32 protein-coding genes and 2 pseudogenes are annotated in these 22,916 nt (G+C 29.7%); 11 read left to right on the forward strand and 23 right to left on the reverse strand.

The genetic code is table 11. From position 1 onward, the window contains the following. Positions 1-87: 87 nt before the first annotated feature. From AJ881_RS01225 to AJ881_RS01260, 8 genes are all read left to right on the forward strand, one after another. Positions 88-540, forward strand: coding sequence for a phage protein Gp36 family protein (locus tag AJ881_RS01225; RefSeq protein ID WP_070282411.1), 453 nt, complete (start codon positions 88-90; stop codon positions 538-540). Then, positions 533-1,015 (forward strand): DUF1804 family protein, encoded by a 483-nt coding sequence (locus AJ881_RS01230; protein WP_070282408.1) that lies wholly within the window; start codon positions 533-535, stop codon positions 1,013-1,015. The genes AJ881_RS01225 and AJ881_RS01230 overlap by 8 nt, the downstream gene beginning before the upstream one ends. Then, positions 1,015-2,676: a phage terminase large subunit gene (gene terL / locus AJ881_RS01235; protein ID WP_070282406.1), complete on the forward strand. Its 1,662-nt coding sequence runs from the start codon at positions 1,015-1,017 to the stop codon at positions 2,674-2,676. The genes AJ881_RS01230 and terL overlap by 1 nt, the downstream gene beginning before the upstream one ends. Positions 2,677-2,685: 9 nt before the next feature. Then, the gene (locus AJ881_RS01240) at positions 2,686-4,044 is read left to right on the forward strand and encodes a DUF935 family protein (RefSeq protein WP_070282404.1); all 1,359 of its coding nucleotides are present in this window, start codon (positions 2,686-2,688) and stop codon (positions 4,042-4,044) included. Positions 4,045-4,046: 2 nt separating this feature from the next. After that, the gene (locus tag AJ881_RS01245) at positions 4,047-5,282 is read left to right on the forward strand and encodes a phage minor head protein (RefSeq protein WP_070282402.1); all 1,236 of its coding nucleotides are present in this window, start codon (positions 4,047-4,049) and stop codon (positions 5,280-5,282) included. A 234-nt stretch (positions 5,283-5,516) separates the two neighbouring features. Further along, complete coding sequence (locus AJ881_RS01250; protein WP_070282400.1) at positions 5,517-5,891, forward strand: phage tail protein; 375 nt, start codon at positions 5,517-5,519, stop codon at positions 5,889-5,891. Beyond that, positions 5,884-6,075, forward strand: a complete 192-nt coding sequence (locus tag AJ881_RS01255; protein WP_070282398.1) for a tail protein X — start codon at positions 5,884-5,886, stop codon at positions 6,073-6,075. Before AJ881_RS01250 ends, AJ881_RS01255 begins: the two co-directional genes overlap by 8 nt. Further along, the gene (locus tag AJ881_RS01260) at positions 6,069-7,046 is read left to right on the forward strand and encodes a phage late control D family protein (RefSeq protein WP_070282396.1); all 978 of its coding nucleotides are present in this window, start codon (positions 6,069-6,071) and stop codon (positions 7,044-7,046) included. Before AJ881_RS01255 ends, AJ881_RS01260 begins: the two co-directional genes overlap by 7 nt. On the opposite strand, the gene AJ881_RS01265 is transcribed toward AJ881_RS01260, so the two are convergent. After that, positions 7,043-7,327, reverse strand: coding sequence for a Mor transcription activator family protein (locus AJ881_RS01265; protein ID WP_070282394.1), 285 nt, complete (start codon positions 7,325-7,327; stop codon positions 7,043-7,045). The genes AJ881_RS01260 and AJ881_RS01265 overlap by 4 nt on opposite strands. An 88-nt stretch (positions 7,328-7,415) precedes the next feature. Between AJ881_RS01265 and AJ881_RS01270 the strand changes: the two genes are divergently transcribed. After that, positions 7,416-8,087 (forward strand): endonuclease, encoded by a 672-nt coding sequence (locus AJ881_RS01270; protein ID WP_070282392.1) that lies wholly within the window; start codon positions 7,416-7,418, stop codon positions 8,085-8,087. Here the strand turns inward: AJ881_RS01270 and AJ881_RS09385 are convergent. From AJ881_RS09385 to AJ881_RS01335, 14 genes are all read right to left on the reverse strand, one after another. After that, positions 8,079-8,249: a hypothetical protein gene (locus AJ881_RS09385; protein WP_186820426.1), complete on the reverse strand. Its 171-nt coding sequence runs from the start codon at positions 8,247-8,249 to the stop codon at positions 8,079-8,081. The two genes, AJ881_RS01270 and AJ881_RS09385, sit on opposite strands and share 9 nt — an antisense overlap. 137 nt (positions 8,250-8,386) lie before the next feature. Then, positions 8,387-8,842 (reverse strand): phage protein GemA/Gp16 family protein, encoded by a 456-nt coding sequence (locus tag AJ881_RS01275; protein ID WP_070282390.1) that lies wholly within the window; start codon positions 8,840-8,842, stop codon positions 8,387-8,389. Further along, positions 8,839-9,519 (reverse strand): hypothetical protein, encoded by a 681-nt coding sequence (locus AJ881_RS01280; protein WP_070282388.1) that lies wholly within the window; start codon positions 9,517-9,519, stop codon positions 8,839-8,841. The genes AJ881_RS01275 and AJ881_RS01280 overlap by 4 nt, the downstream gene beginning before the upstream one ends. Continuing rightward, positions 9,519-9,788: a hypothetical protein gene (locus AJ881_RS01285; protein ID WP_070282386.1), complete on the reverse strand. Its 270-nt coding sequence runs from the start codon at positions 9,786-9,788 to the stop codon at positions 9,519-9,521. Before AJ881_RS01285 ends, AJ881_RS01280 begins: the two co-directional genes overlap by 1 nt. Positions 9,789-9,899: 111 nt before the next feature. Further along, a complete protein-coding gene (locus AJ881_RS01290; RefSeq protein ID WP_070282384.1) occupies positions 9,900-10,277 on the reverse strand; it encodes a YopX family protein in 378 nt (125 codons plus the stop codon). Beyond that, a complete protein-coding gene (locus tag AJ881_RS01295) occupies positions 10,274-10,543 on the reverse strand; it encodes a hypothetical protein (protein ID WP_070282382.1) in 270 nt (89 codons plus the stop codon). The genes AJ881_RS01290 and AJ881_RS01295 overlap by 4 nt, the downstream gene beginning before the upstream one ends. Before the next feature lie 63 nt (positions 10,544-10,606). After that, positions 10,607-10,798, reverse strand: a complete 192-nt coding sequence (locus tag AJ881_RS01300; protein WP_070282380.1) for a hypothetical protein — start codon at positions 10,796-10,798, stop codon at positions 10,607-10,609. Then, positions 10,795-11,280 (reverse strand): host-nuclease inhibitor Gam family protein, encoded by a 486-nt coding sequence (locus AJ881_RS01305; protein ID WP_002873715.1) that lies wholly within the window; start codon positions 11,278-11,280, stop codon positions 10,795-10,797. Before AJ881_RS01305 ends, AJ881_RS01300 begins: the two co-directional genes overlap by 4 nt. A gap of 108 nt (positions 11,281-11,388) precedes the next feature. Then, positions 11,389-11,727 (reverse strand): DUF4406 domain-containing protein, encoded by a 339-nt coding sequence (locus AJ881_RS01310; protein WP_032592032.1) that lies wholly within the window; start codon positions 11,725-11,727, stop codon positions 11,389-11,391. Positions 11,728-11,824: 97 nt separating this feature from the next. Beyond that, entirely contained in the window at positions 11,825-12,010 is a 186-nt protein-coding gene (locus tag AJ881_RS01315; RefSeq protein ID WP_011049637.1) for a hypothetical protein, read from the reverse strand. After that, the gene (locus tag AJ881_RS01320) at positions 11,994-12,197 is read right to left on the reverse strand and encodes a sigma factor-like helix-turn-helix DNA-binding protein (RefSeq protein ID WP_002891557.1); all 204 of its coding nucleotides are present in this window, start codon (positions 12,195-12,197) and stop codon (positions 11,994-11,996) included. The genes AJ881_RS01315 and AJ881_RS01320 overlap by 17 nt, the downstream gene beginning before the upstream one ends. Before the next feature lie 3 nt (positions 12,198-12,200). Further along, on the reverse strand, positions 12,201-13,124 hold the full coding sequence (locus AJ881_RS01325) for an AAA family ATPase (RefSeq protein ID WP_070282377.1): 924 nt from the start codon (positions 13,122-13,124) through the stop codon (positions 12,201-12,203). Positions 13,125-13,194: 70 nt separating this feature from the next. Beyond that, positions 13,195-15,252, reverse strand: coding sequence for a DDE-type integrase/transposase/recombinase (locus AJ881_RS01330; RefSeq protein WP_410002317.1), 2,058 nt, complete (start codon positions 15,250-15,252; stop codon positions 13,195-13,197). Next, positions 15,252-15,452, reverse strand: a complete 201-nt coding sequence (locus AJ881_RS01335; protein ID WP_002804142.1) for a hypothetical protein — start codon at positions 15,450-15,452, stop codon at positions 15,252-15,254. The genes AJ881_RS01330 and AJ881_RS01335 overlap by 1 nt, the downstream gene beginning before the upstream one ends. A gap of 149 nt (positions 15,453-15,601) precedes the next feature. Here AJ881_RS01335 and AJ881_RS01340 point away from each other — a divergent pair, with 149 nt between their 5' ends. Further along, complete coding sequence (locus AJ881_RS01340) at positions 15,602-16,219, forward strand: helix-turn-helix transcriptional regulator (RefSeq protein ID WP_070282373.1); 618 nt, start codon at positions 15,602-15,604, stop codon at positions 16,217-16,219. 16 nt (positions 16,220-16,235) lie between these two features. After that, positions 16,236-17,048 carry a hypothetical protein gene (locus AJ881_RS01345; RefSeq protein ID WP_148122994.1) on the forward strand — a complete coding sequence of 271 codons (813 nt, stop codon included), beginning with the start codon at positions 16,236-16,238 and terminating at the stop codon, positions 17,046-17,048. Between the two features lie 96 nt (positions 17,049-17,144). Here AJ881_RS01345 and AJ881_RS01350 read toward each other — a convergent pair. From AJ881_RS01350 to dapE, 8 genes and pseudogenes are all read right to left on the reverse strand, one after another. Further along, a pseudogene (locus AJ881_RS01350) lies at positions 17,145-17,345 on the reverse strand (ATP-binding protein); the annotation flags it as partial. Between the two features lie 62 nt (positions 17,346-17,407). Continuing rightward, a pseudogene (locus AJ881_RS01355) lies at positions 17,408-18,298 on the reverse strand (helix-turn-helix domain-containing protein). Beyond that, positions 18,295-18,900 carry a thiamine phosphate synthase gene (locus AJ881_RS01360; protein WP_002861772.1) on the reverse strand — a complete coding sequence of 202 codons (606 nt, stop codon included), beginning with the start codon at positions 18,898-18,900 and terminating at the stop codon, positions 18,295-18,297. The pseudogene AJ881_RS01355 and the gene AJ881_RS01360 overlap by 4 nt, the downstream one beginning before the upstream one ends. Beyond that, entirely contained in the window at positions 18,890-20,035 is a 1,146-nt protein-coding gene (gene thiH, locus AJ881_RS01365; RefSeq protein ID WP_002861773.1) for a 2-iminoacetate synthase ThiH, read from the reverse strand. Before thiH ends, AJ881_RS01360 begins: the two co-directional genes overlap by 11 nt. A 2-nt stretch (positions 20,036-20,037) precedes the next feature. Beyond that, positions 20,038-20,814 carry a thiazole synthase gene (locus AJ881_RS01370; RefSeq protein ID WP_002861774.1) on the reverse strand — a complete coding sequence of 259 codons (777 nt, stop codon included), beginning with the start codon at positions 20,812-20,814 and terminating at the stop codon, positions 20,038-20,040. 2 nt (positions 20,815-20,816) lie between these two features. Next, positions 20,817-21,620: a thiamine biosynthesis protein ThiF gene (thiF, locus tag AJ881_RS01375; protein WP_079860830.1), complete on the reverse strand. Its 804-nt coding sequence runs from the start codon at positions 21,618-21,620 to the stop codon at positions 20,817-20,819. Beyond that, positions 21,617-21,808 (reverse strand): sulfur carrier protein ThiS, encoded by a 192-nt coding sequence (gene thiS / locus AJ881_RS01380; protein WP_002830937.1) that lies wholly within the window; start codon positions 21,806-21,808, stop codon positions 21,617-21,619. Before thiS ends, thiF begins: the two co-directional genes overlap by 4 nt. Positions 21,809-21,817: 9 nt before the next feature. After that, positions 21,818-22,915, reverse strand: coding sequence for a succinyl-diaminopimelate desuccinylase (gene dapE, locus AJ881_RS01385; RefSeq protein WP_002861776.1), 1,098 nt, complete (start codon positions 22,913-22,915; stop codon positions 21,818-21,820). Position 22,916 lies beyond the last annotated feature (1 nt).

Consider the following 22,916-nt stretch of genomic DNA (forward strand, 5'->3'; position numbering starts at 1 on the left):
CTTTTTTTGGTTTTTTAAGGCAAAAGTATTAAAGAATAATTTTTAAACGATTTTAACCATATTTTAACCACATTAAAAAAGGTTTTTATGAATTATCAAAACACATTAGAAAATCAAAACATTAAAAAAGATAAATTTATGATTGATGAAAATGATTTAACTCAAGAATTAAGCATTTATGAAATAGCCCAGCTTAGCGATTTAAATGCAGATGGGGTTTGCAATCAAGAAGTGATTAATGATGCCATAAAAGATGCACAAAGTTTTATTGCAAGTTTTATAAAGATACCTAAAAATCCAACACTTCTTTTAAAAGATATCTGTGTAAAGCTTACAATCATGGAATTGAAACGTCGCAATAATTTTCCAAAAGATACTTTAAATGAAATTATAGAATGGGCACAAAATTTACTTTTAAAAATGGCTAATAAAAAGATTCCAATAGAAATTAACGATCAAGAGAATTTTGAACCGCAAACAAAAATGAGATCATTTAAACATCGAAGAAAGAGAATGGATTTAAGGAGAATCAATGGCTAATAGTGAAATAAAAGAGTTAGCAAAAGAATTATATGTTGCTGGATTTGATATTTTAAAAATTGCAAAAATTTTAAATCGCAATGAAAAAACAATAAGAAATTACAAAGCAAAAGATGGAGACTGGGATAAAGTTAAAACAAATATTTTAACTTCAAAAATCAAAGATAAAGAAAGCGCTTCTCTTTATGAAAATTTTACAGAGCAGATGTTTTGTGCGATTGAAAATATTAATGCTGATGAAAAAATGAATGCTGAGAAAAAAACCGAAGCTATTGCAAGAATTGGAGATAGTTTTTCTAAGATGAGAAAAGTAGCAAGGCTAGAAGATCCAAGTAATTATCGTTTAAATGTTGCTAAAAAAGTGGTTGAAATTATTATTAATCATTTAAAACACGATAAAGATTGTGTAGCAAAACTGATCGCACTTTTAGAAAGTGGTGCGATTGAAAAAGAAATTCTTAAAATGGATATTTAATGCTTTTTTCAAAAGAAGAATTGAATGAATTTTTAGCAAAAAGTGAGCAAAAACACGAAGACGCCCCTAGTGAACTAAAAAGTGCAATGCAAAGAAAAGACTTTTTAGAATGGATGGAAGAACTTAAAAATGAGTTAAAAACTCAATTTGCTAATGAAAGCCATTTAGATCCTAGTTTAAAAAACGAAAGAATTAAAAGAGCAAAAGTAGATTTTGATTATTTTGCAAGAACTTATTTTCCACATTATTTTACCATTAAAGGTGAATGTGCTTTGCATTTGCACTTAAATAAAGTCTTTACAAAACTTGCACTTAAAAAAGATAAAGGAGAAAAACACGCCATAGCAGCACCAAGAGCACATGGCAAATCAACCTATACCTCGCAACTTTTTCCGCTTTGGTGCTTAATTTTTCATTATAAAAGTTTTATAGTTGAGATTTCAGATGCGGTAGAATTGATGGAAGGAATGCTTGAAGCTATAAAAGCAGAGCTTGAAGATAATCCTCATTTAAAACTTGACTTTCCTGAAGTTGTGGGAGTAGGAAAAACTTGGCGTGTGGGAGAATTTGTAAGTCGTAATGGAGTGAAAATCAAAGCTTTTGGTAGTGGCAAAAGATTAAGGGGTGTTAGATATGGAGTTAAGCGACCCGACTTAGTTATTTTGGATGATTTAGAAAATGATACCAATGTCAGAAGCAAAGAGCAAAGAGATAGATTGGAAGATTGGATTGATGAAGCGGTTTTAAATCTTGGTTCAGCAGATGGAAGCTTGGATGTGCTTTATATTGGAACCATTTTACATAGCGATAGCGTTTTATCAAGAAAATTAAAATTGGGATTTTGGAATGGAATGACTTTTAGATCAATCATGCAATTTCCACAAAGGTTGGATTTGTGGGATGAGTATGCTACTCTTTATAGAAATACTGATTTTAAAACCGCCCATAATTTTTATTTGAAAAACAAAGTATTGATGGATAAAGGAGCTAAAGTTCTTTGGGAAGAAGCTAAAAATTTAGAAGATTTAATGAGATTAAGAGCTGAAAATTTAAAAGCTTTCAATAAAGAACAGCTTAACAATCCAAGGAGCGAAAGTCAAATCTTTAGCTTAGATAATCTTAATTTTTATGAAAACTTGCCTCCTATTAGTCAATACTATATGTATATTGATCCAGCAGGAGAAAAAGCAAAAAGTGATTTTACCGCCATTACAATCATTGGCAAAGCAGAAAATGCCTTTTATGTTGTAGAAAGCATTGTAAAGATTTTAAAAGCTCAAAGCATTATAAAAACTATTTTTAATCTTCAAAAGATTTATAAATGCCGTTTGATTGAAATTGAAACCAATGGGGGACAATTTTTCTTAAAGAAATGGATTCTTCAAAAAAGCTTTGAAAATGGAATATTCCTACCTTTAAGAGGAAAAAATAATAGCACAAGCAAATTCGAACGTATTGAAAGTTTAAGCCTTGCCTTTGAAAATGAAGAGCTTTTTTTGCACAAAAAACATACTTTACTTATAGAACAACTCTTAGAATTTCCAGAGGGTAAAAATGATGATGCGCCTGATTCTTTAGCAGGTGCATTTTTATTAGCAAAAACAAAATCAAGCATTAAAAGAAGAACTCATGATTTTACACCTAGAATAAGACATTATTAAAGGATAATAATGAAAAAAGAAGTAAAAAATAAAACCAAAAGAGAAGTAATCTTAAAAAACAATACTCTTATCGATACTTTGCTTAATTCTAATTTCTTAAAGCTTGAAATGATTAATGAAGCAAATCAAAGAATGATTTTTAAAGATTTAAGCTTTATACAATCTCATCAATCAAGAAGGAGTGTGATTTTATCCAAAGAATTACAAATCATTTGTGAGAATGAAGAGATTAAAAATGTTTTTGAAGATTTATTTCATCCTGATTTAATCTGTCAAATTTTAGAAACTTATTTATATGGACTTAATGTTTTTGAAGTCAATTACAAATTGAAAAATGGTTTTTATTATCCCATTTTAAAGCAAAGAGATTTTAGAAATTTTGGCTTTAACGAAGAGGAAAAGCTTTGTTATTATGGTTTTGGAAATGAAATGCAAATAGAAGATAGAAAAGTTATTTATGGACTTTTTGGATCTAATTTTTTATTCCCAAATGGTGATGCTCTTATTACCAAACTTTACTTTCCTATAAAACTTAAAAACGCCAGTTTAAAATTTTGGATGGAATTCTTAGAACGTTTTGGAAGTCCTTGGGCGATTGCTAAAACAGATTCTGATCCAGATGCATTAGCTTGTGAGGTTAATCAAATGCTAAATGGAGATAGTGCGGTTATTGATAAAGAAGAAGAACTTGATTTGATCCAGCCAAAAACAAAAGCAAATTACAATGAAATAATAGATTATCTTGATAATCAAATAAGAAGTGTGATCTTAGGAGCCAATTTAAGCTCTCAAGTTAGCGGTGGATCTTTAGCAGCAACCGAGTCTCATAATGAAATCAGAAAAGATTTAGCTGAACAAGATGCAAAAATAGTTCTTTTTATTTTAAATCGTGCGCTTAAATTTTTTAAAGAAATCAATGGTTTTAAAGAAGAGCTTTATGTGCAATTTTTTAATGAATCTAATCCAAAAAGCGAACTTTGCGAAAGAGATTTAAAACTCTTTAATATGGGTTTTTGTTTTAATGAAGAATACATTAAAAATACTTACAACGTAGAAGGCAATTTAACTCAAAATCTTACAAAGAATAAAGAAAATGAAAAAGCTTTGTTTGAGAATAAAACTAAGACCAGTTTTAAAGCCATTGATAAAATTGACGCAGCTTTAGAAAGTAAAGAATTTTTAAAAATAGATAAAACCTTAAGAGAAGAGTTAGAAACCACTTTTAACCAGTTTTTAAACGAATCTAATTCTTATGAAGAAGCTTTTCAAAATTTAGAAAAACATTTTAATCAGATTGATAGGAACTCCTTGGAAGATTTTATGTTTAAGGCATTAGCTAATGCAAGTATTTTAGGATATGGGGATTAAAAATGTTTTTTGGCGAGCCAAGCGAAGCAATCTCTTATATTAAAAACAAAAATCCACAAGTTAGCTTTGATTATGATGAAATAGCTTATCAAACACATAATAAAGTTTTTACTATTGCCAAATTAAATGATCTTAATCTCTTAAAAGATATACAAAATTCTTTAATACAAGCTTTAAAAAATGGAGACAAATTTGAAACTTGGCAAGAAGGGATTATCCCAAAGTTAAAATCTAAGGGTTGGTTTGGTGATAAAGTTGAAGTTGTAAATCCAAAAACAGGGGAAATAGAAAATATTAAAGTTGGAGCTTCAAGATTAAAAAAGATTTTTGAAACCAATATGAGAATAGCAAAAGCACAATCTTCTTGGGAAAATATTTTAAAAAGCAATAAAGAATATGTGCGTTGGGTGAGCTTACTTCATGGAAATCGCCGTAAAGAACATCTTGCTCTACATGGAATGATTCTAGCTAAGGATGATCCTTTTTGGGTTAATAATCGTCCCCCTTGTGGATATGGGTGCAAATGTACTTTACAAGCAGTCAGTAAAAGCGAATTAAAACTTTATAATTGGAGTGTTAGCGAAAATGCACCTAGTAATATCGCTGATAAAAATTTTAATTATGATAAAAATTTGGGAGTAGAAAAACTTGAAAAACTTTATAAAGAAAGAGTGCTTGAATTAAGTAAAAATTTTATCAAAATTGGTGCGATTTCACAAGCAAATAATCTCAATCAAAATTCTTTAAATTTTCAAAAAAACAAAGAACTTTATGTTTGGCAAAAAAGCTTGGATGAGATGGTAGATGAAATCATCATCAAAGAAAATCAAAAATATCCCGTTAATTTTATTCAAGTTGGAAAAATAGATAAAACCACCAAAACATTTTTAGAAAAACTGACTAAAAAAGATTTGGAAGATTTGTATTTTACTTTAAGTAAAAACAATCTTTTACACGCAAGTCCAAAAAGAAAAGCAAATTATAACCAAGCCTTAAGCGTGGATGAAATCAAACAGATTGTTAAGGTTTTGGATGAGGCAAAAGAGGTTTATTGGGACAAAAAAGAAAAAAGCTTAATTTATTTTTTTGATGATTTAAGAAATAGCAAAAAAGTGAATAAAATCATTATAAGACCTGATTATCAATTGAAAAAATTTGGAAAAACAAATGCGGTTATTACACTTGGAAAGGTTGATAAAGATAGAAAAAGTTTGAAACATTTAGAAAAAATTAAGTGAAGCGGGTGGGACTCGAACCCACAACACCACCAAAGCTTTAAGCTTCTCGTTGTGCTTACCACTCACATAGAGTTCACATCTTCGCTTCATATTAGATAGAGCGGTGGGACTTGCACCCACAATACGATGTGTTCTCGGACTGGTTACCGCACATCCTCAACTACTACATTGCAACCATCAACTCTATCTAAATTAAGATAATTTTAGCTTGACACAACTGAAAAGGAGTTTAAAATGGTTTTAGCTTTGGGAGAATTCAAATTTAAAGCTTTAAATTTTGATGCATTAGAAAGAAGTTTAGATTTTAAAATCACAACTCAAAACAGATTAAACAATTATAATGCTTTATTTGCTAGTTTTAAAGAAAATGAAAAGATTAAAATACAAGGAAAAACCTTGCCTTTAAGAGGGGATAAAAACACTTATTTAGATTCATTAGAAAAGATGGCAAAAAAGCAAATTTCTTACACCTTAACAGGAGCAAATGGAAGATATTATGGAAAATTTGTCATTTTAAATTTAAGTGAAAATCAAAGTGCATTTGTTGATGGAAGTGGCTTTGTAAGTCAAAGTTTTAGCTTAGAATTAGAAAGGGATTTTGATGAGTAAAAAATATATTGCAAAAAATGAGGAAAGGCTTGATAGCATAGTTTATAATCATTATGGAACGCTTTCATATTTTGATCAGGTTTTAAGGGTTAATCCAAGATTAAATCCTATTTTAAAAACAGGAGATAAAGTGATTTTACCAGAGATTGAAATCAAAGAAGACAAGGAAGAAACTTTATGGTAAGAAAACCGCAATTTAAACTTCTTGCAAAAGGCAAAGATGTTACACAAAAGATCTCTAAAAATCTTATAAGTATCAGTTTTGAAGATAAAGAAAAGGACGAAAGTGATGAAATGAGTTTAAGCATTTTTGGTCTTTATTCTAAAGTACTTTTTGGAGATAGCTTGGAACTTTGGCTTGGCTATGAAAAGCTTTATAAATGCGGAACTTTTAGCGTAAATGTTGTGAGTAAAAATTATATTTCAAATACCACTGAAGTAAGAGCAAGTGCGGTCAATTTTAGTGGAAAAGGAAGCACAAATATAAAAGAAAAAAAGACAAGAAGTTTTGAGAATACAACCCTTTTTGCTATTGCCAAAAAGCTATCAAGTGAAAATAATTTAAAACTAAAAACCACTGGAGAGGATCAAAATATAGTAAGCATTTTACAAAACAATCAAAGCAATTTAGAATTCTTGTATGGTATATGTTTTGATTATGGATTTATTTGTTGTATTAAGGAAAATACACTCATTATAACCCCAAAAGATGGAAAAGTTAGTGATGCTGCTGCCAATATTACTCCAAAAAATCAAAATTTACCCAGCTATGAAATATCTTTAAATGACTGCATTTCATTAGAAATTTCAGAAAGTGCTAGAAATGAATACTCAGCTGTAATAGTAGAATGGCAAGATATCAATGAAGCAAAAATGAAAAGCATAAAAGTAGGAAATGGGAATAATGTTTTTAAAATGCAAATAGCACAACCAAAAAGTGATAATGAAGCTTTTAAAAAAGCACAAGCTAAGCTAAATGAACTTCAAAAAGGCGGCGTAAATGGAAGATGTGAACTTATAGGAAGAGATTTAAGAGCGGGTGGAAAACTAAAGATTAAAGGAATAGAACTTGATATTTATGAGTTTAGTATTAAAAGTGTGAGTCATAATTTTAATGACTCAGCTTATATAATTAGTGTCGAGTTTGAGAGTTAAAACAAACTTGGTTCTAAATTTTCTCTTAATTCTTTAGTGATTAAATAAACAGCATTCAAACTTAAATCGTATTTTTTGGCACATTCTATACTTGCTGCTTTAGTGGTTAAACCTTGTTTTATAAGTGTTTTAAAATCTTGTTTTAATTCTTCATCTCTCATGAGTGTTTTATAGCTTGGAATATAAATATTTGATCCGCCAAATTCTTTTAAAATTTCACGTTTATTATTATTTTTTACAAAATCAATAAAATATTCAAAATATTCATTATTTGAAAGCAAAGTAGTTTCCTAAAAAAGATTTTTTAAAAATTATAGCAAAAAATTAAATTTTATTTCATAGGTTATAATTACAAATAAAGGAGAGATTATGAAAAAAATAATGAGCATTTTATTGTTAAGTTTTACTCTATTGTTTGCTGATAGTTTTAATGAAAGCAAAAAAGAACTTGCTAGATTATATGATAGCTTAGGAAGCGATTATCAGTATGATTTTTATTGCAATGCACCTTTTAAGGTTAATAAGAAAGGAAAATATATTAAATTTGAAGTTCTTCCTTCAAATCAATATAGTCCCAGAAATGAATACACAAAAAAAGGAAAAATCAATCAAAGAGCTAAGCGTATAGAATGGGAACATATTATGCCAGCTTACAATTTTGGAAGACATTTGCCTTGTTGGAAAAAAGGAGGTAGGAAAGCTTGTCAAAATGATCCAGTATTTCAAAAGATGGAAGCTGATAAGCAAAATCTAGTCCCAGCGATCGGGGAAATAAACGGAGATAGAAGCAATTTTAGATACGCACAAGCTCCTTTAAATTTAGAATACAATCAATACGGAAATTGTAAAGTCTATACTGATTTTAAAGCAAAAAGATTTTATCCAGCTGATTATTCTAAGGGTTGGATTGCAAGAAGCTATTTATATATGAGTAAAACTTATAATATTAAATTATCAGATCAAGAAAGAAAGCTTATGGAGGCTTGGGATAAGCAATATCCTATGAGTGAAAAAGAAAAAAGAATTAGAGAATTACTCTAATTCTTCGCAAACTTTAGCCACAATTTCATCTATATCAATCACTAAGCTTTTATCTTTTTCATTAAAACTTTCATCAAGTTTTTCTCTGATATCACAAACCACATTAAGTAAAACCCCAAACTCTTTATCGGTTTTAATTTGATGAGTAATGCTATTATGCATTATTTCAATATTAGTTCCTTTTGTAGCAAAAGCAACTTGAGAATGTTTTTCTATACCTAAGGTTAAAAAAGCTCTGCATCATAAGAATGTATTTCTAAAATCATTTTAATCTCCTTTTGTTTTTTACAGAGACAACATTAGCTTCGTTTAACTGAATGTGTGCTGTTGTTTTCTAAATTTTTAAGTGCTAAAATAATCTTATTGGCTTCTTCTTTATCTAAATACCAAAGATGTAAAGGTCGTTTTTTAATGATATTGTTAATGAATTCTCTCAAAGCCCATCTTGTAGGTTTTTTAGCATTTTTACTCCAAATAGCTTGTATCATATTTAATTGCTTTTGTGTGGCTTTACCTTTTTGGGCTTTTTCTTTTTTTAAATATCTTGCTTTTTTGTTTTTTAAAAATTTCTCTTTATAACCTAAAGTTATGGCAAAATCCTTAAGCTCTTCAAGATTTAAATCTTTACTTGAATTTTTATCATATCTTTGATTTAAGACCCAGCGATAATCTTCATCATTATTCAAATTAGCTTCTTTTTTTAAAGTATGTATGATTTTAATCAAATGTTTTTTTAATGCCTCTTGTGTATTCATTTTTCCAACCTTTGTTTTAACCTTGAAATAAATTTATCTTTATTGGTACTATAAAGTTCGTTTTGTTTTTGCTTATATTCTAGATAATTTTGCTCATAATCTTTGATAGCTTGAGTAGCAATTGGTGTTTTAGCAACAGGTGCAATCTTGATTTGATTATCATAAATAATTTTATTTTGATTTTTAAACATATATTCTATAAGTTTATTATAAAACACCCCAGCAGCAAGAGGTCTTTTTTGCTCATCGCAAAGTTCTTTATTAGCGTTAATATAATAAACACTATCTTCACAATCATAATGCTTTAAAATAGGCTTACCTTTTTCATCATAAGCAATATTGCCATCATAATATTTAAGCACATAAGAGTATGAAAAATCGCCTTTGCGTGTTTGAAAAATAAAACGATTAGAAAAAGAAATAAAAAGCCATTCTAAAAAAGATTCTATATTTTCATATCTTTTCTTTAAATCAAGTTCCGCATAAGCACAAACAAGGGATAATTTTTCATAGCTTGTTCCAACAAATTGCTTTTTTAACATGGTTAAATCATAATATTTTTTAAAGCCTAATATATCTTTAGGTGTTTTTGCCTGAAAGTAAAGCTTTTCTATAGCTACTGCTTGAACTTCACTGATACCAAAAAGTTCTTTTAATACTTCTTTAGCATTATTCATTAAAACCCTTTTTCTAACCAAGAAGCTAACGTCTTTTGATTATCTTTATTTTTGTATTTATTGGCTAACTTTGGAAGCCAAGTTGATTTTAAAGCTCTTTTCCAGCTTTTCAAAGGTTTATTATTTGCCATAAGCCATTTTCCATCATCTTGTTTATAATAATTTATAAAACTATCAGCTATAAAATAAGGAATAGAGCAAGAATTTTTAGCATTAAATTCATCAATAGTTTTTATAATTTCATCTTTGCTCGGTGGAATAAATTTCATTTTTTTCCTTTTTTTAAAAACTTAATTAAGCCCATTAGTTTTAATGGACTTGTTAAATTTTTTGGCTTTTTTTAACATATTTCATTTTTATGTTAAAAATTTTTCATATTTTTAACATTTCAAAAGTTCAGGATTTTCGTGAATATTGCTGATGATTTCTAGGTCGCCTTTTGTATGAAAGCCAAATTTATATGTAAATTCTTTTTTTTCGCCAATGGTAGTGTAAAAAAAACCATCATTTAAATTAAACTCTACTTTCGCTAATGTTTTATTTTCAATCTTTAATATATCCCCCTCATAAATCTTTTTATGATTTCTATCATAGTATCCTGTCCAAAGTTCGATTTCCACGTCTTCATCTTTGAATTCGGATAATCTTACCTTAGCTTCTTTTCCATAAATAAATTTTGATTGACATTTGCAATTTTCATTATTACAGCCTTTATAGTTTTTATCCCAAATCCTAAAATCAAAATCACTTAGTTTCATTTCTCATCTCCATTTATACTTTTAGCAACCTCTTGCCACTCTTCATTGCTTTTAAACTCGCTATTAAGTTCTTTTAAAAGCTCAAGTGTTTCATCATTAGACAAATGATGAAGAATGGATCTTATTCTTTCTATTGGCTTATCCTTATGGATCATTCTAAAGAATTCCTCTTGCTCTTTTATGCTTAAATCTTCAAAAAGTTCAGCAAGATCATCAGCATCTATATCTTCTAAATCACTTGCATCTATACTTGCATTTACATACATTTTTTATCCTTTTGTTTTAAATTAAGTTTTAAAAACTTAATCAAATCCGCCTTAGCGGACTTGTTAAATTTTTCTTTTTCTAGCTCTTATTTTTTGTTTTAAGTTCATCTTCTTTTTTCTTTTTAGATTTCTCTTTTTTACCTTTGGTTTATTTCTAAAATCAAGCTCTTTAAGTCCGTTAAAATAAGTTGTTTTTGCATTAAAAACATTACTTAAAAGACTTGCAGCGATTAAAGAAAGTTTGCTTAGTCTCATTTTTCTATCTCCAAACTTTCAATCTTTGGTTCTATTCTAAAATTATCTTTTGTAACCCTTTTAAGTCCAAGTTTTACTAAAGTGCTATCTTCAAGTTCTACTATGGCTTCTTTGTTAAGTTCTTCTTTGTAAGTGATACACTCATTAAGCCCATAGCTTTTAAAGGCTTTAATTAAACTTTCTAGTTTTTCTTTTACGCGTGGTAAAGATACACTTTTACTTAAGCGATAACCAATCTTGCCAAAGGTAAATTCCTTAGATCTTTTTTCAGCAAATTCATGTTTATTGTTTTCACAAAAAGTGGTGATACAAGCTTCTATATATCCAAGCTCATCGCTTAAAACTTTAATCTCTCCTGCACGGCTTTCTTTGATTTCATTACAAGCTAAAGTTACCTCTCCATTGATTTTTTCTATTTGCACACTAAGCTCTGCCACTTTTTTAAGTGCAAGATTTACATCTTCAAAACTATTTATTTGCATTTATTCTCCTTTAATTTATATTTTTCGATTTGATAATCCCATAAACAAAAACCATATTTTAAAGACATGGCATACTTATTTCTTTTCTTGACTATCCTTAAACCCTTTCTATAAGGGCAACTCTAAAGTCAATTCTTTAATTCCTAGCTTTTTAGCTAATGCTAATTCTTCTTGCATACCTGTTGAATTTTTAGCGTCTTTGTGTTTGCTAAGATAAATATAATCACACGCTTTTAAAAGCTCTCTCCCCATTTGTAAAGCTTTGTCTCTGTGTTTATTCTCTTCCAAATAGCTAAATTGTAGTATGGGTGAAATAGGCGTAAAATCTTCACATTCACGTATAATTTTTAAGCATTCTTGCTCGGCAACGCTTATGGCTAATGATTTGCGTCTGCTTTCTTGCACAGCTAAGCCTTTATAAGGACTTGCTATATAAACTAATGGCATTGTTCTCCTTTTTTTGATGATTTTAGGGTTTTACCCTTTTTAAGTCTTCTTAAAAAAAGACTTAAAAAGAAAAAAACGCAATTAAAGTGCTTTTAAATCAAGCACTTTTATTCAGCTTTTTATTCAAATGAAAATTAAGAATTTTTTGTGCAATATAATCAGGATAAATTCCTTTTAAAACATCCACAAAAGTGCCGCTTTTTTTAAAATAAATACCCGCACCTTTTACTTCAAACAATGAAGCACTATAGTCTGCTTTTTCGCCTTTAATCATTGTTGTCATGATCTACTCCTTGTATTAAATTGTTTCTTTTTGTTTTTTCTTGTTCTATTAAGTCTAAAGTTTCAAAGATAGCAAGCCATTTATCTTTATTTTTAGGACTTCTTAATTTTTTAATAGCGTGTTTATAGATTTGATGAACACGTGTCAATGAAATACCCAGTTCTTTTGCTATCTCTTCAAAGGTCATTTTTTATCCCAACATTAAAAATGAAGCCGCAGCTTCGATGTGTTTAATTTCTACATCAGCCCCATCTGCAAAATCTCTAGCTCTTTTTAAAAGCTTTTCGCTTTTTCTAAAATTGCCACGAGCTAAGTTAAAAACCAAATCAATTGCTTTTTTATCTTCTATATTAAAATAGGAGCAAAGAGTTTTCAAATCTTCATTTTTTAAACCTTCTTTGTTTTGATAGCAAAGTCCTTTTAATTCCCATTTGGCACCAATTCTAGAGCTTAATTGCCCATATTCGTTATAATCATTTCTGCCAATACCTGTTAGATTGTTTTTAAGTTTTTTGGTGCCTACTAAGATCAAAGCTGTATTTGAAAAATCATATATGCGTCTTAAACATTCCAAAGCACGAAATGGCAAATGCTCACTCTCATCAATAATTAAAACTTTTGAAGTTCTTGCAAGTTCAGCAGCAATACCTCTGATTTTATCATCAAGTGAGCCTTTAAAGCATACATTTAACTTATTCTCAAGACCCACTAAAAGCATTCTTTTACTAGTTTCTGTGGTTGCTTCAAAAAGAACCACTCTTGTTCCATTTTTATTAGCATATTCTTTAATAGCACGACTTTTGCCAGTTCCTGCTTCTCCAATGATTACTCCCATTTCACGATTACTCATAGCACTTTCAATCGTTACATTGATAGCTTTTGCATCTTTGGTAGCAATAAATGGGGTTTGAAGTTCTTTTACACTTTTTTCTTCCACGAAACTTTTGATATATTTTTCAAGTAAAGGCTCAACTTTTAAGGCGTATTTATAAGCACTTCCTTCCTTCATGTATCCCACCATGTAGCTTCTGTTAATTCCCAAACGATCAGCTAAGTTGTTTTGAGAGATGTTTTGGGTGTTTAAAAATCTCTTGGTTTGTTCAACTAAATCCATTTTATTTCCTTTTGTTTTTTTATGAGTAAAAACTCTTTAAAACTTGAATTAATCAAGCTTTAAACAGCTTTTAACCTGCAAAATACTTTTTATCTACAAAAGCATCCATATCAAATTCTTCATCATTTTTAATTTCTTTTTTGGCATTTAAGATAAGCTCATCAGCATTAGCATTATTTTTAATCTTTTCTAATTCTCTTTGAGTTTTTAAACTTTCTTTAGCAAGTGATTTTTGATGTACTTCTTTAACCTCTGCAAGTGAGTTTTCAAAAACATTTTTCAAATCATTTAAATCCGCTTTAATATTAAGTTTAGTAAAGGCAGTAATTTCATCTTTTTTAAGCACTTCTTTAATCGCTTTAACTTCGCTTTCATATCCTTTTTTAAGCATTTTAAAGCTTTCTTTACTAAGCTTAGCTATACTTTCATCAAGAGCTAGACAAAGGAAGTTTCCGCTTAAATCATAAATGAAAAGCTCTTTGACATTGTCGATATTTTGTACACATTTTACTTTTGTGCCAACGCTTGGCAAATTTGCACTCTTATAAACCCTATCTTGAAATAAAATTCCTTTTTTATTAACTACTCTAATTTCTTTGTTTCCAGCGTTAAATAAAAACTCTTCATAAGATATTTTTACAATAGCTCTATCACAAGAGTTCCAAAGTTCAAGTGGAGTTTTAACGCCTTTTTTACGACGAACTTTACTCATATTCCATTTAATCACTTCAGCTTCTAAAAACTCACAAGCTTCGCTAAAGGTAAGAAGTAATTTTTGATTAGTTTTTTTAGTAAAACCATATTCATCTTTAGCTTTTCTTTCTTTTTTAGGAGTTTTTTGCTCTATCATTTCTCTTTTGGCAAGATTATTGCCAATATATCCATGCATTTTAGAAATTCCTGCATGTTGAAGTGTCCCAAAGCGTCTTTCAACTAAAGCTTTTTGCTCTCCTGCATAAGCAATAGCTGCATCATAGGTAATATTAAGCCCATCAAGTAGGCTTTGAAAATCTTTAGAAAGATAATCTTTTCCATTATCTCCTTTTATCATATCAGGCTTACCAAATTTATCAATTGCTTTCCATAAAAGACGCGTTAAGCTTAAAGAATTTGATTTACTTACTAAAGTAGCCACACCCATACCGCTAAAAACATCAACGACACTTAAGATGTGAGGGCGAAAAGGTTCTAAGGTTTCATCATCTCTTACTATAATATCAGCTGGAGAGCTATCGATTTGCCAACACATGTTTTTCATGTCATAAAGCTCTCTTTGATTGCCTTGTGCAGGTAGAAACTTACTTTTTGCTTTATCTAAACCTTGAGTAATAATGCAATGTTCTAATGGTTTATCTTTGTAGTAGTTTTTAATAAAGTTTTGTAAGGTTTTTACACTAAAAAGTGGCTTTACCTTTCCCAAATCAAAACCTATGAAATCATAGCTTTCCTTTTGCGCTGCCTCTTTGTGAATTTGCCACCAAAGTTCAGTAAAGTTAAATCCACCTGATGCAAAGGTGCGATACTCTCTTAAGGCATATTCTTGCATCCAAGTGCTAAGCTTGGTTTTATCTTTGCGATGAAAACCTCTTGTATCAACTAAACCTAGAATGCCATTTTCTTTATACGCTTTACGCATTCTTTCAAAAAGTCTTCTATTAATTCTTTCTATTTTTAAGGCACGAGCGATACTTAATCCACTCTCAATATACTTTTCAATTTGTTTAAGCGTCTTTACTTTAGCTCTAGCATCTTGTTTAACTTCATCGCTTAAATTTTCGAATTTTAAATTTAAAACAGCCAAATCATTCTTTATTTTTGACTCTGTTAAATTTAAATCATTCTCTTTTGTAATGCAAATTGCATTACTATTGTTAATATCACTCAAATTCACTTTTTGCATTTTTTCATCAAAAATTAAAGTATTTTTACTGATTAATTCTTGATTAATTGCAGTTAAAATCTGTTCTTTGCTTATTTTAAAAAATAGTTTTTTACCACCCCTGCCACCATTGGCATTATCTACTTTTAACCACTCATATTTATTTGAATTTCTAGTTACTGCAAGCCTTAAAGCTCCCTCGCTTACATTATAAACTTGTGCAGCTTCTTTGGTTTCTAAAAAATAAATCACACACAAACCTCAGGAAGTTTATCAATAATTTTAAGTTCTAAGAGTTTTTCAAATACGGCTTTAGTATTAGCTTTTGCTTTATATTTTTCAGAATAAAGTCCATTTACTACGCGAAATAAGCTCATATAATGAAGATTATGTTTTTGGGCAAATTTTTTAAGATTAATACCATTATCTTCAAAGTATTGTTTTAGCAAAATATCTCCTTCAATTTGTAATTTTTATTTCAAATTGATATTTTTTAAGATACAATTTGTAAATAATTTTTCAAATTATAATGCAAAATGTATTATTTGTCAATATAAATTATGCATTTTTGATAATAAATTATTCAAAAGGTATTATTATGGATTATAAAAATATTAGAGAAATTTTTGACAAAATCATTGAAATTCATAACCTTGAAAAAGATGAAGAGTTAGCGGAGCTTTTGCAAGTTAATTTTAATACTTTAAAAAGCTGGCTACAAAGAAAGCATATTCCATATAAAGATAGAGAAAAAGTTTATAATGCTTTAAGTATTAACCAAATAAATACTAATCAAAAAGAAACTAATTTTTATTCTATACCAAAACTCAATATTTCAGCTTCTGCTGGCGGTGGTAATGAATTAATTGGACTTGAAGAGTATGAAACTGGAGAAATGCTTGAGCTTAGCAAAGCATTCTTTAAAACAATTCCAAAAAATGTAAAAGCTATTAGAGTTGATGGTTATTCTATGATTCCTATGCTTTTGCCTGATAGCTGGGTTATATTTGAAGAAGTGCATGAATATCAAGGAGATGGGTTATATATTTTAAACTTTGATAATCAACTCATGGTTAAACTTTTACAATTAGATCCAATAAGTAAAATTTTAGACATTATCAGTGTAAATAAGGATTATAAAAGCTATAGTATAGATTTAAAAGATTCACAAATCGAATTAATTATACAAGGTAAGGTTTTGCGTTCTATTATATAGTTTAAAGGATTTTAAAATGAATGCAGTATTATCAATATTAGCAGTTATTTTTATTTTTCTTTTATGTAATTATTTATATAGAAAAATAAAAGGAATACCAGATAAACCATTAAAAGAAATTTGGAATGAAATTAAGTTTGAGTGGAGTAAATACAAGCAAGAAAGTAAAGAAGATTGGATTAAGTATAAGCAAAAAATACAAAAAATAAATGAAAAATTTAAAGAAGAAAATAAACAAAAGAAAGACTTAGAAGAAATAGAAATCATAGCCAATTATTATGAAATTTCTTTAATAGAAGCAGCAAAAATTCATTATGGTAAAGCTATTATTACAGAAGAAATAATCGAAAGATTAGAAAGACCTTATCGAAAATTATATGAACAATATAAAAAACTTTCTATAAATGAACAAAGAAAATTTTTGCATGATTTAATTTTAAATAATCAAGACGAATATGCAGAAGCAATAAGATTTATTCAAATTGCAGAAGAAAGCGTTAATATAGCCTTAAAATCAAAAAATAAAGATATTGCAGAAAGCAGAAGAAAACTTGCATTAGAAATAGAACAAAAAATACAGGAAGGATATCCTAAAGCCTATGGCTTAATTATAGATACAATTCAGCTTTTAGAAGATAATTATGATGTAAATCTTTTTGAAAATCAATGTATTAAGTATTATGAAGAAGCTCAAAAGTTAAAAACCATTAAATCTAAGCAAAAAAGAATTGATTATATAAATGATTTAATAAAAGAAGCTGAAATAAATCCTAAAATCGATGAGAAATTTGTTAATTTTTGGAAAAATAAAGTCAAAGAAATATTATAATTTACATTTTAAGTTTAAGCTTTATAGAAAAATAAAATGACGTATTTTTGCGACATTTTATTTTTCTAATAGGTCATTTTATTTTTCCGCCGACACATTTTTATCAAGCTTAGAAATAAATCCATCATTATCTTTCGCCAAAGGTTCAAGTTTTTCTCCTACATTAGATACATAAACATAGTTTTTATCTACAAAAATACTTTCAGGGCTTTTAAAACCATCAAATTCTTGATATTTTAATTCACTTGCACCAAGCAAACTTCCAAGAAGCGCTAAACTTAAAACATATTTTTTCATATTTTCTCCTTTATTTAAAAATATTTTCATTGAATTATATTTATTTAGATAAAAAAAATGTGCTAGTTTTTTGATAAAAAATACAAGTTTTTTGTTTTTTGATATTGCTTAGGAGTTTGCTCATATTTCTCTTTAAATCTTTCAATAAACCAAGCTACTGAAGAAAAAGCGCACTCATTAGCTATTTCATTGATATTTTTTTTAGAAAATTTAAGTAAAATCTTTGCTTTTTGCAACCTTTTTTCATCTAACCATTTTTTAGGACTTTGTCCAAAACATTTCTTAAATTCTTTAGAAAAAGTTGCTAAATCTAATTTCGCAAAATTAGACATTTCATTTACGCTTAAAAATTCTCTACCACAATACTCAAAAAGTTAGGAAAGATCAAGGCGAAATTCTTTTAAAATTCCTGATAAAAAACTAATAAAATAAATATTCTTATTTAAAAGTAAATGTAAAAAAATCTCTTCAAATTTCAAACTCACTATAGGATCTAAAATTTGCGTATTTTCTTCAAAATGCGGTGAAAAACTTTCCAAAATTCCTTGCAAAATCTTATCATTTTTTACCCAAAAAATTTCATAGTTTTGAAACTTTTGATCTAGTTTAAAAAAATCTTTATACTTATAAATAAGCTCAATTAAAAATGCATTGTCAAAAAAAAATAAATAAGCTTCATAAACTCCTTTACTAAGTCCTACATTGCTTAAAGTATAGCTCCCAGCTTTTAAAAACAAAGTTTCATAAGAGTTAATCTTATAATCTTTTGATGCAGTGTGTAAAATTTTATATCCTTTGCGAACAAAAGTTAAAAGATGACTTCCTATATTAACAAAAGTAGAATGCGAAGTATCCGTTTGTGTATATTTAGCAAAAGTGCAAGATTTAATTTTTTTATAATTGACACCTTTTAATTGCTTTAAATCTTCTGGTAAAGAAAGAATTTTATTCATCGTAAATTTTGCCTACATTCTAAAAGATACTTTTTAAGATCTTTTTCTTTCATTAAAATTTCACGCATACAAACACCTGCTATATTTATATCTTTAAAATTTTCTATATTTTGAGCATTGATACCGCCTATGGCATAAAGTGGAATTTGACTAAATTCAAGTAAGGATTTTAAAAAATCAAGCCCTTTAGGTTCTAAACCCGCCTTACAAGAACTTTCAAAAATATGCCCTACAAAAGCATAATTTACCTTATAACTCATCGCCTCTAAAAGCTCTTCTTTGCTATGGACTGAAGTGCCAAGTATATGAAAATATTTTACTAATTTAGACTCTTTTCTTAGCAAAGAAAGCGGTGCGTGAAAATAACGATGTCCCAATTTTAAACACTCCCTATCAAAAAAATGCAAAAAACAAGTCACTTTTTGCTTTGTACAAATGCTTAAAACTTCTTTTGCTAAGTCATAATACTCAAATTCGCTTAAATCTTTTTCTCTTAAAACTATAGCATCTACCTTAGCCTTAGCAAGTTTTTCAATCTGCTTTAAGAAGTCTATTTCCACACATTTTCTATCGCTTATGGCAATGATTTTTTTATCCCACATAAATGCTATCACTCATCACAGCTTGCAAATTTGATCTTTTAAGCATGCTTAAAATTTCATCTACACTTCTATCATCTGAAATTTCAAACTGCTCATCGCCCTTTTTTTCGCCCTTATGTTCACCTATGCCCACACTCACTCCTGCGCTCATTTTAGTAGCCCCAAGCTTAATAACCTCATCTCTAAAACCTATTCTTTCACGGCTTGAAATGGTAATACCCGCAAAAGGCAAAAAGAGCCTATAAGCACAAAGCACTTGCAAAAGGCGTTTTTCACTCACATCTTTAGGATGGATTTTGGCATTATTGATAATAGGTCTTAAACGTGGTACTGAAATAGAAATTTCAGCATGCGGATAAGCTTGTTGTAAAAAATGCGCATGAAGTGCCGTAGCAAGGGCGTCTTTTCTAAAATCATCTATACCCAAAAGTGCCGCAAAAGCCACTCCACGCATACCCGCTTTTAAAGCTCTTTCTTGGGCATTAAAGCGATAAGGAAAAATGCGTTTTTCACCAGCTAAATGAATTTTAGAATATTTTAAAGGATTGTAAGTTTCTTGAAAAACAGTCACATAATCACAACCCTTTTCATGTAAAATTTTATATTCATCTTCATTCATAGGATAAATTTCAACGCCTACAACCTTAAAATACTCTCTAGCTATTTTACAAGCATTTGCTATATATTCTACACTTGCAAACTCCCTACCCTCGCCTGTTAACATTAAAATTTCTTCTAAACCACTTTTAGTAATGGCTTGCATTTCTTCGTGAATTTCAGCTTCATTTAGCTTAGCTCTTGCGATTTTATTGCCTTTTTGAAAACCACAATAAACACATTTAGAATTACAATAATTTGACAAATAAAGTGGGGTAAAAAGAGAGATAGAATTTCCAAAATATTTTTGCTTGACTTTAGCGGATTTAAAGGCTAATTCTTCTATGAAATCTTCTGCTGCGCTTGAAAGCAAAGCTTTTAAATGTTCTATACTTAAATGTGTTTGATTTAAAGCATTTTTAACATCTTTAGCGCTAAATTGACTCTCATCATAGCTTTGAACTTGACTTAAAACCTTGTTTAAAATTTCGCTTTTTATTTCCTGCATATGAGGTAAATGCTGCATATAATCTTGCATGATTAATCCCTTAAAAAGCCTGTTAATGGAGAACTTGCTTTAGCCTCGCTCACACTTGCCAAACCTGCTAAAAAAGCCGCTCTTCCTGCATTTACCGCCAAAGAAAAAGCTCTAGCCATCAAGGTTATATCTTTAGCTTCAGCTATAGCTGTATTTACCATCACCGCACTTACTCCCATTTGCATAGCTTCACAAGCTTGTGCAGGACTTCCAATACCCGCATCTACAATGATAGGCAAATCAATTTCATTAAGCAAAATTTGTATAAATTCCTTAGCACATAAGCCTTTATTACTCCCAATAGGTGCTGCTAAAGGCATGATAGCCGCAGCTCCTGCATCACGCATAGCTCTAGCTGCGTAAAGATCAGCATGCATGTAAGGTAAAGGCGTAAAGCCCTCTTTAGCTAAAAGCTCACAAGCTTTAATCGTTTCATAATTATCAGGCAGCAAATACCTACTATCGCTTATCACTTCTATCTTGATAAGTTCTCCACAACCAAGCTCTCTTGAAAGCCTTGCAATACGTAAGGCTTCATCGGCGTTTCTTGCGCCTGAAGTGTTGGGTAAAAGTGTGATATTTTTAGGGATATAATCAAGTATATTAGCAATTTCCCCTGTATTTGCACGGCGTAAGGCTAGAGTGATAATCTGCGCTTTAGCTTCTTCTATGGCTGATTTTATAAGCTCTAGCGAATATTTTCCAGAGCCTAAAATAAATCTTGAATCAAACTCGTATTTGCCTATTTTTAATTTATCATTTTTTAAATTTTCTTGCATTTTTACTCCTTATTTGCTAAAAGCTCTAAAACAAGATTACTTTGATGTCCTGCACAAATATTTACCCTTGGTGCCATAAGTCCATTTCCCACCTTAGCACCATTTACCAAATCCCCACATACATAGAAATTTTTAGCAATTTTTCTTGTTTGTATGCTGTTGCTATCACCATAGCCCGCAAGCCCTGAAGCACAGATTAAAATACTATCTTTGTAAAATCTATGAAAATTTTGTGCCATCATCGCTTTTGCGATAGCACCATCAAAGGCTTCGCAAACTATATCTATATCTTTAAACAAAGACTTTAAATTATCCTCATCGATTTTTAAAGTGCAAATTTCAACGCTGATATAAGGGTTAATCTCGCTAATTTGCTCCTTTAAAGCTTCGGTTTTAAATTTACCCAAATCACTCACACGATAAGCTTGGCGATTCAAATTACTAGGCTCAATCACATCAAAATCAATCAACTTTAAAAACCCCACTCCACTTCTTGCCAAATTTATCGCTATATGTGAGCCAAGCCCACCTAAACCACAAACTGCCACGCGCCCATTTTTAAGTTTATCGTGAAGTTTTGGTGTATGTCTTGCTCTCATCATAGCATCTAGTGCATCTTTTGGAGGTAAAGTATTTTTTTCTATGCAAAAAAGCTCATCATCTTCGTTTAAAGCGATATTCTCTTTTGTTGCAAAACCATTGATAATCCAAACATCATTTTCATTTTTGCTGATATTTTCAAAAAATTCCAAACTTGTTTTAAAGTCTGTATCAAGTTCTTTGCCATTGAATTTCACTCTCATCAACCGCCTCCTACAAAGCTTACGATTTCAGCTTTATCGTTTTCTTTTAAAATCAAATTTTCAAATTCACTTTTTGGTATGATTTCTCCATTTAATTCTAAAGCGATAAGTTCGATTTTAAAACCTTTTTCTTTAATAAAATCCATAAATTTAAGCTCTTTTAACTCAAGCTTTTGTCCATTGATAATCATTTTAAACCTTTAAAAATTTTCTATCAAGTCTTTAAAAACAAGGCAAAGTTTTTCAAATTCTTCTATACTTACTCTTTCATCAATAGCGTGAATTCTATCATTGCAAACCCCAAATTCCACTACCTTTACACCGTATTTTGCAAAATATCTTGCATCACTTGTACCGCCTTTGGTATTAAGCTCTGGCACTTCATGAGTGATTTTTTGAACGCTTTCATTCATTTTTTGAACGATTTTATTATCGATATTTGTCAAGAAAGCTTCGCTTGATTGTTTTAGCTCTAACTCATAGTTTAAACCGTGACAAATTTTTTCTACATAGCTTTTTACATCTTCTAAGCTTGTATCAGGAGAATTGCGAACATTAAACATAAGTTTTAAATCATTTGGCGTAACATTACACACCCCCATACCTCCGCGAATATCAGTTATAACGATTTTTGAAGGACTAAATTCAGCACTTCCAGGATCAAGATCAAAACCCGCTAAAAGCTTTAAAACTGGTGCAAAATCATGCACAGGATTGATACATTTTTCAGGATAAGCAACATGCCCTTGTTTTCCACGGATTAAAAGTTTTCCATTGATAGAACCGCGACGCCCTATTTTAATGCTATCACCAATTTTTTTAACACAGGTTGGCTCGGCAACCACAGCATAATCAGGTAGCATATCTCTTTCTTGCATCCATTCTAAAACAGCCTTAGTTCCATATATAGCTTCACCTTCTTCATCACTTGTTAAAATAAGACTCAGTCTAGCTCCTTTAAAATCCGCATTCTTTACCGCATCTACAAAAGCCGCTACTCCGCTTTTCATATCTTGAGCACCTCTTGCATAGATAAAGCCTTCTTTTTCCATAGGCACAAAAGCATCACTACTCCAACCCTCGCCTGCAGGCACTACATCTACATGCCCACCAAAAGCTAAATGCTCACCCTCGTCTTTAAATTTTTTAGTGAGTAAAAGGTTTTTAATGCCTTCTTTTTCTATGAAAAAAGCTTCAAAATCACTCAGTTCCATAGCGATGAAATTTAAAGCTCCATCATCATTTGGCGTAACAGATTTAAATTTTAAAAGTTCGATTAAAAATTCTTTTGCATTCATT

The sequence above is a fragment of the Campylobacter sp. BCW_6460 genome, assembly GCF_001762705.1.
Classification (GTDB): Bacteria; Campylobacterota; Campylobacteria; order Campylobacterales; family Campylobacteraceae; genus Campylobacter_D; species Campylobacter_D jejuni.

What these genes read in the sequence shown, in the direction of transcription:
- AJ881_RS01225 (WP_070282411.1), top strand. Translation starts at nt 88, where the DNA reads ATGAATTATCAAAACACATTAGAAAATCAAAACATTAAAAAAGATAAA.
- AJ881_RS01230 (WP_070282408.1), top strand. Translation starts at nt 533, where the DNA reads ATGGCTAATAGTGAAATAAAAGAGTTAGCAAAAGAATTATATGTTGCT.
- terL (WP_070282406.1), top strand. Translation starts at nt 1,015, where the DNA reads ATGCTTTTTTCAAAAGAAGAATTGAATGAATTTTTAGCAAAAAGTGAG.
- AJ881_RS01240 (WP_070282404.1), top strand. Translation starts at nt 2,686, where the DNA reads ATGAAAAAAGAAGTAAAAAATAAAACCAAAAGAGAAGTAATCTTAAAA.
- AJ881_RS01245 (WP_070282402.1), top strand. Translation starts at nt 4,047, where the DNA reads ATGTTTTTTGGCGAGCCAAGCGAAGCAATCTCTTATATTAAAAACAAA.
- AJ881_RS01250 (WP_070282400.1), top strand. Translation starts at nt 5,517, where the DNA reads ATGGTTTTAGCTTTGGGAGAATTCAAATTTAAAGCTTTAAATTTTGAT.
- AJ881_RS01255 (WP_070282398.1), top strand. Translation starts at nt 5,884, where the DNA reads ATGAGTAAAAAATATATTGCAAAAAATGAGGAAAGGCTTGATAGCATA.
- AJ881_RS01260 (WP_070282396.1), top strand. Translation starts at nt 6,069, where the DNA reads ATGGTAAGAAAACCGCAATTTAAACTTCTTGCAAAAGGCAAAGATGTT.
- AJ881_RS01270 (WP_070282392.1), top strand. Translation starts at nt 7,416, where the DNA reads ATGAAAAAAATAATGAGCATTTTATTGTTAAGTTTTACTCTATTGTTT.
- AJ881_RS09385 (WP_186820426.1), bottom strand. Translation starts at nt 8,249, where the DNA reads ATGCATAATAGCATTACTCATCAAATTAAAACCGATAAAGAGTTTGGG.
- AJ881_RS01275 (WP_070282390.1), bottom strand. Translation starts at nt 8,842, where the DNA reads ATGAATACACAAGAGGCATTAAAAAAACATTTGATTAAAATCATACAT.
- AJ881_RS01280 (WP_070282388.1), bottom strand. Translation starts at nt 9,519, where the DNA reads ATGAATAATGCTAAAGAAGTATTAAAAGAACTTTTTGGTATCAGTGAA.
- AJ881_RS01285 (WP_070282386.1), bottom strand. Translation starts at nt 9,788, where the DNA reads ATGAAATTTATTCCACCGAGCAAAGATGAAATTATAAAAACTATTGAT.
- AJ881_RS01290 (WP_070282384.1), bottom strand. Translation starts at nt 10,277, where the DNA reads ATGAAACTAAGTGATTTTGATTTTAGGATTTGGGATAAAAACTATAAA.
- AJ881_RS01295 (WP_070282382.1), bottom strand. Translation starts at nt 10,543, where the DNA reads ATGTATGTAAATGCAAGTATAGATGCAAGTGATTTAGAAGATATAGAT.
- AJ881_RS01300 (WP_070282380.1), bottom strand. Translation starts at nt 10,798, where the DNA reads ATGAGACTAAGCAAACTTTCTTTAATCGCTGCAAGTCTTTTAAGTAAT.
- AJ881_RS01305 (WP_002873715.1), bottom strand. Translation starts at nt 11,280, where the DNA reads ATGCAAATAAATAGTTTTGAAGATGTAAATCTTGCACTTAAAAAAGTG.
- AJ881_RS01310 (WP_032592032.1), bottom strand. Translation starts at nt 11,727, where the DNA reads ATGCCATTAGTTTATATAGCAAGTCCTTATAAAGGCTTAGCTGTGCAA.
- AJ881_RS01315 (WP_011049637.1), bottom strand. Translation starts at nt 12,010, where the DNA reads ATGACAACAATGATTAAAGGCGAAAAAGCAGACTATAGTGCTTCATTG.
- AJ881_RS01320 (WP_002891557.1), bottom strand. Translation starts at nt 12,197, where the DNA reads ATGACCTTTGAAGAGATAGCAAAAGAACTGGGTATTTCATTGACACGT.
- AJ881_RS01325 (WP_070282377.1), bottom strand. Translation starts at nt 13,124, where the DNA reads ATGGATTTAGTTGAACAAACCAAGAGATTTTTAAACACCCAAAACATC.
- AJ881_RS01340 (WP_070282373.1), top strand. Translation starts at nt 15,602, where the DNA reads ATGGATTATAAAAATATTAGAGAAATTTTTGACAAAATCATTGAAATT.
- AJ881_RS01345 (WP_148122994.1), top strand. Translation starts at nt 16,236, where the DNA reads ATGAATGCAGTATTATCAATATTAGCAGTTATTTTTATTTTTCTTTTA.
- AJ881_RS01360 (WP_002861772.1), bottom strand. Translation starts at nt 18,900, where the DNA reads ATGTGGGATAAAAAAATCATTGCCATAAGCGATAGAAAATGTGTGGAA.
- thiH (WP_002861773.1), bottom strand. Translation starts at nt 20,035, where the DNA reads ATGCAAGATTATATGCAGCATTTACCTCATATGCAGGAAATAAAAAGC.
- AJ881_RS01370 (WP_002861774.1), bottom strand. Translation starts at nt 20,814, where the DNA reads ATGCAAGAAAATTTAAAAAATGATAAATTAAAAATAGGCAAATACGAG.
- thiS (WP_002830937.1), bottom strand. Translation starts at nt 21,808, where the DNA reads ATGATTATCAATGGACAAAAGCTTGAGTTAAAAGAGCTTAAATTTATG.
- dapE (WP_002861776.1), bottom strand. Translation starts at nt 22,915, where the DNA reads ATGAATGCAAAAGAATTTTTAATCGAACTTTTAAAATTTAAATCTGTT.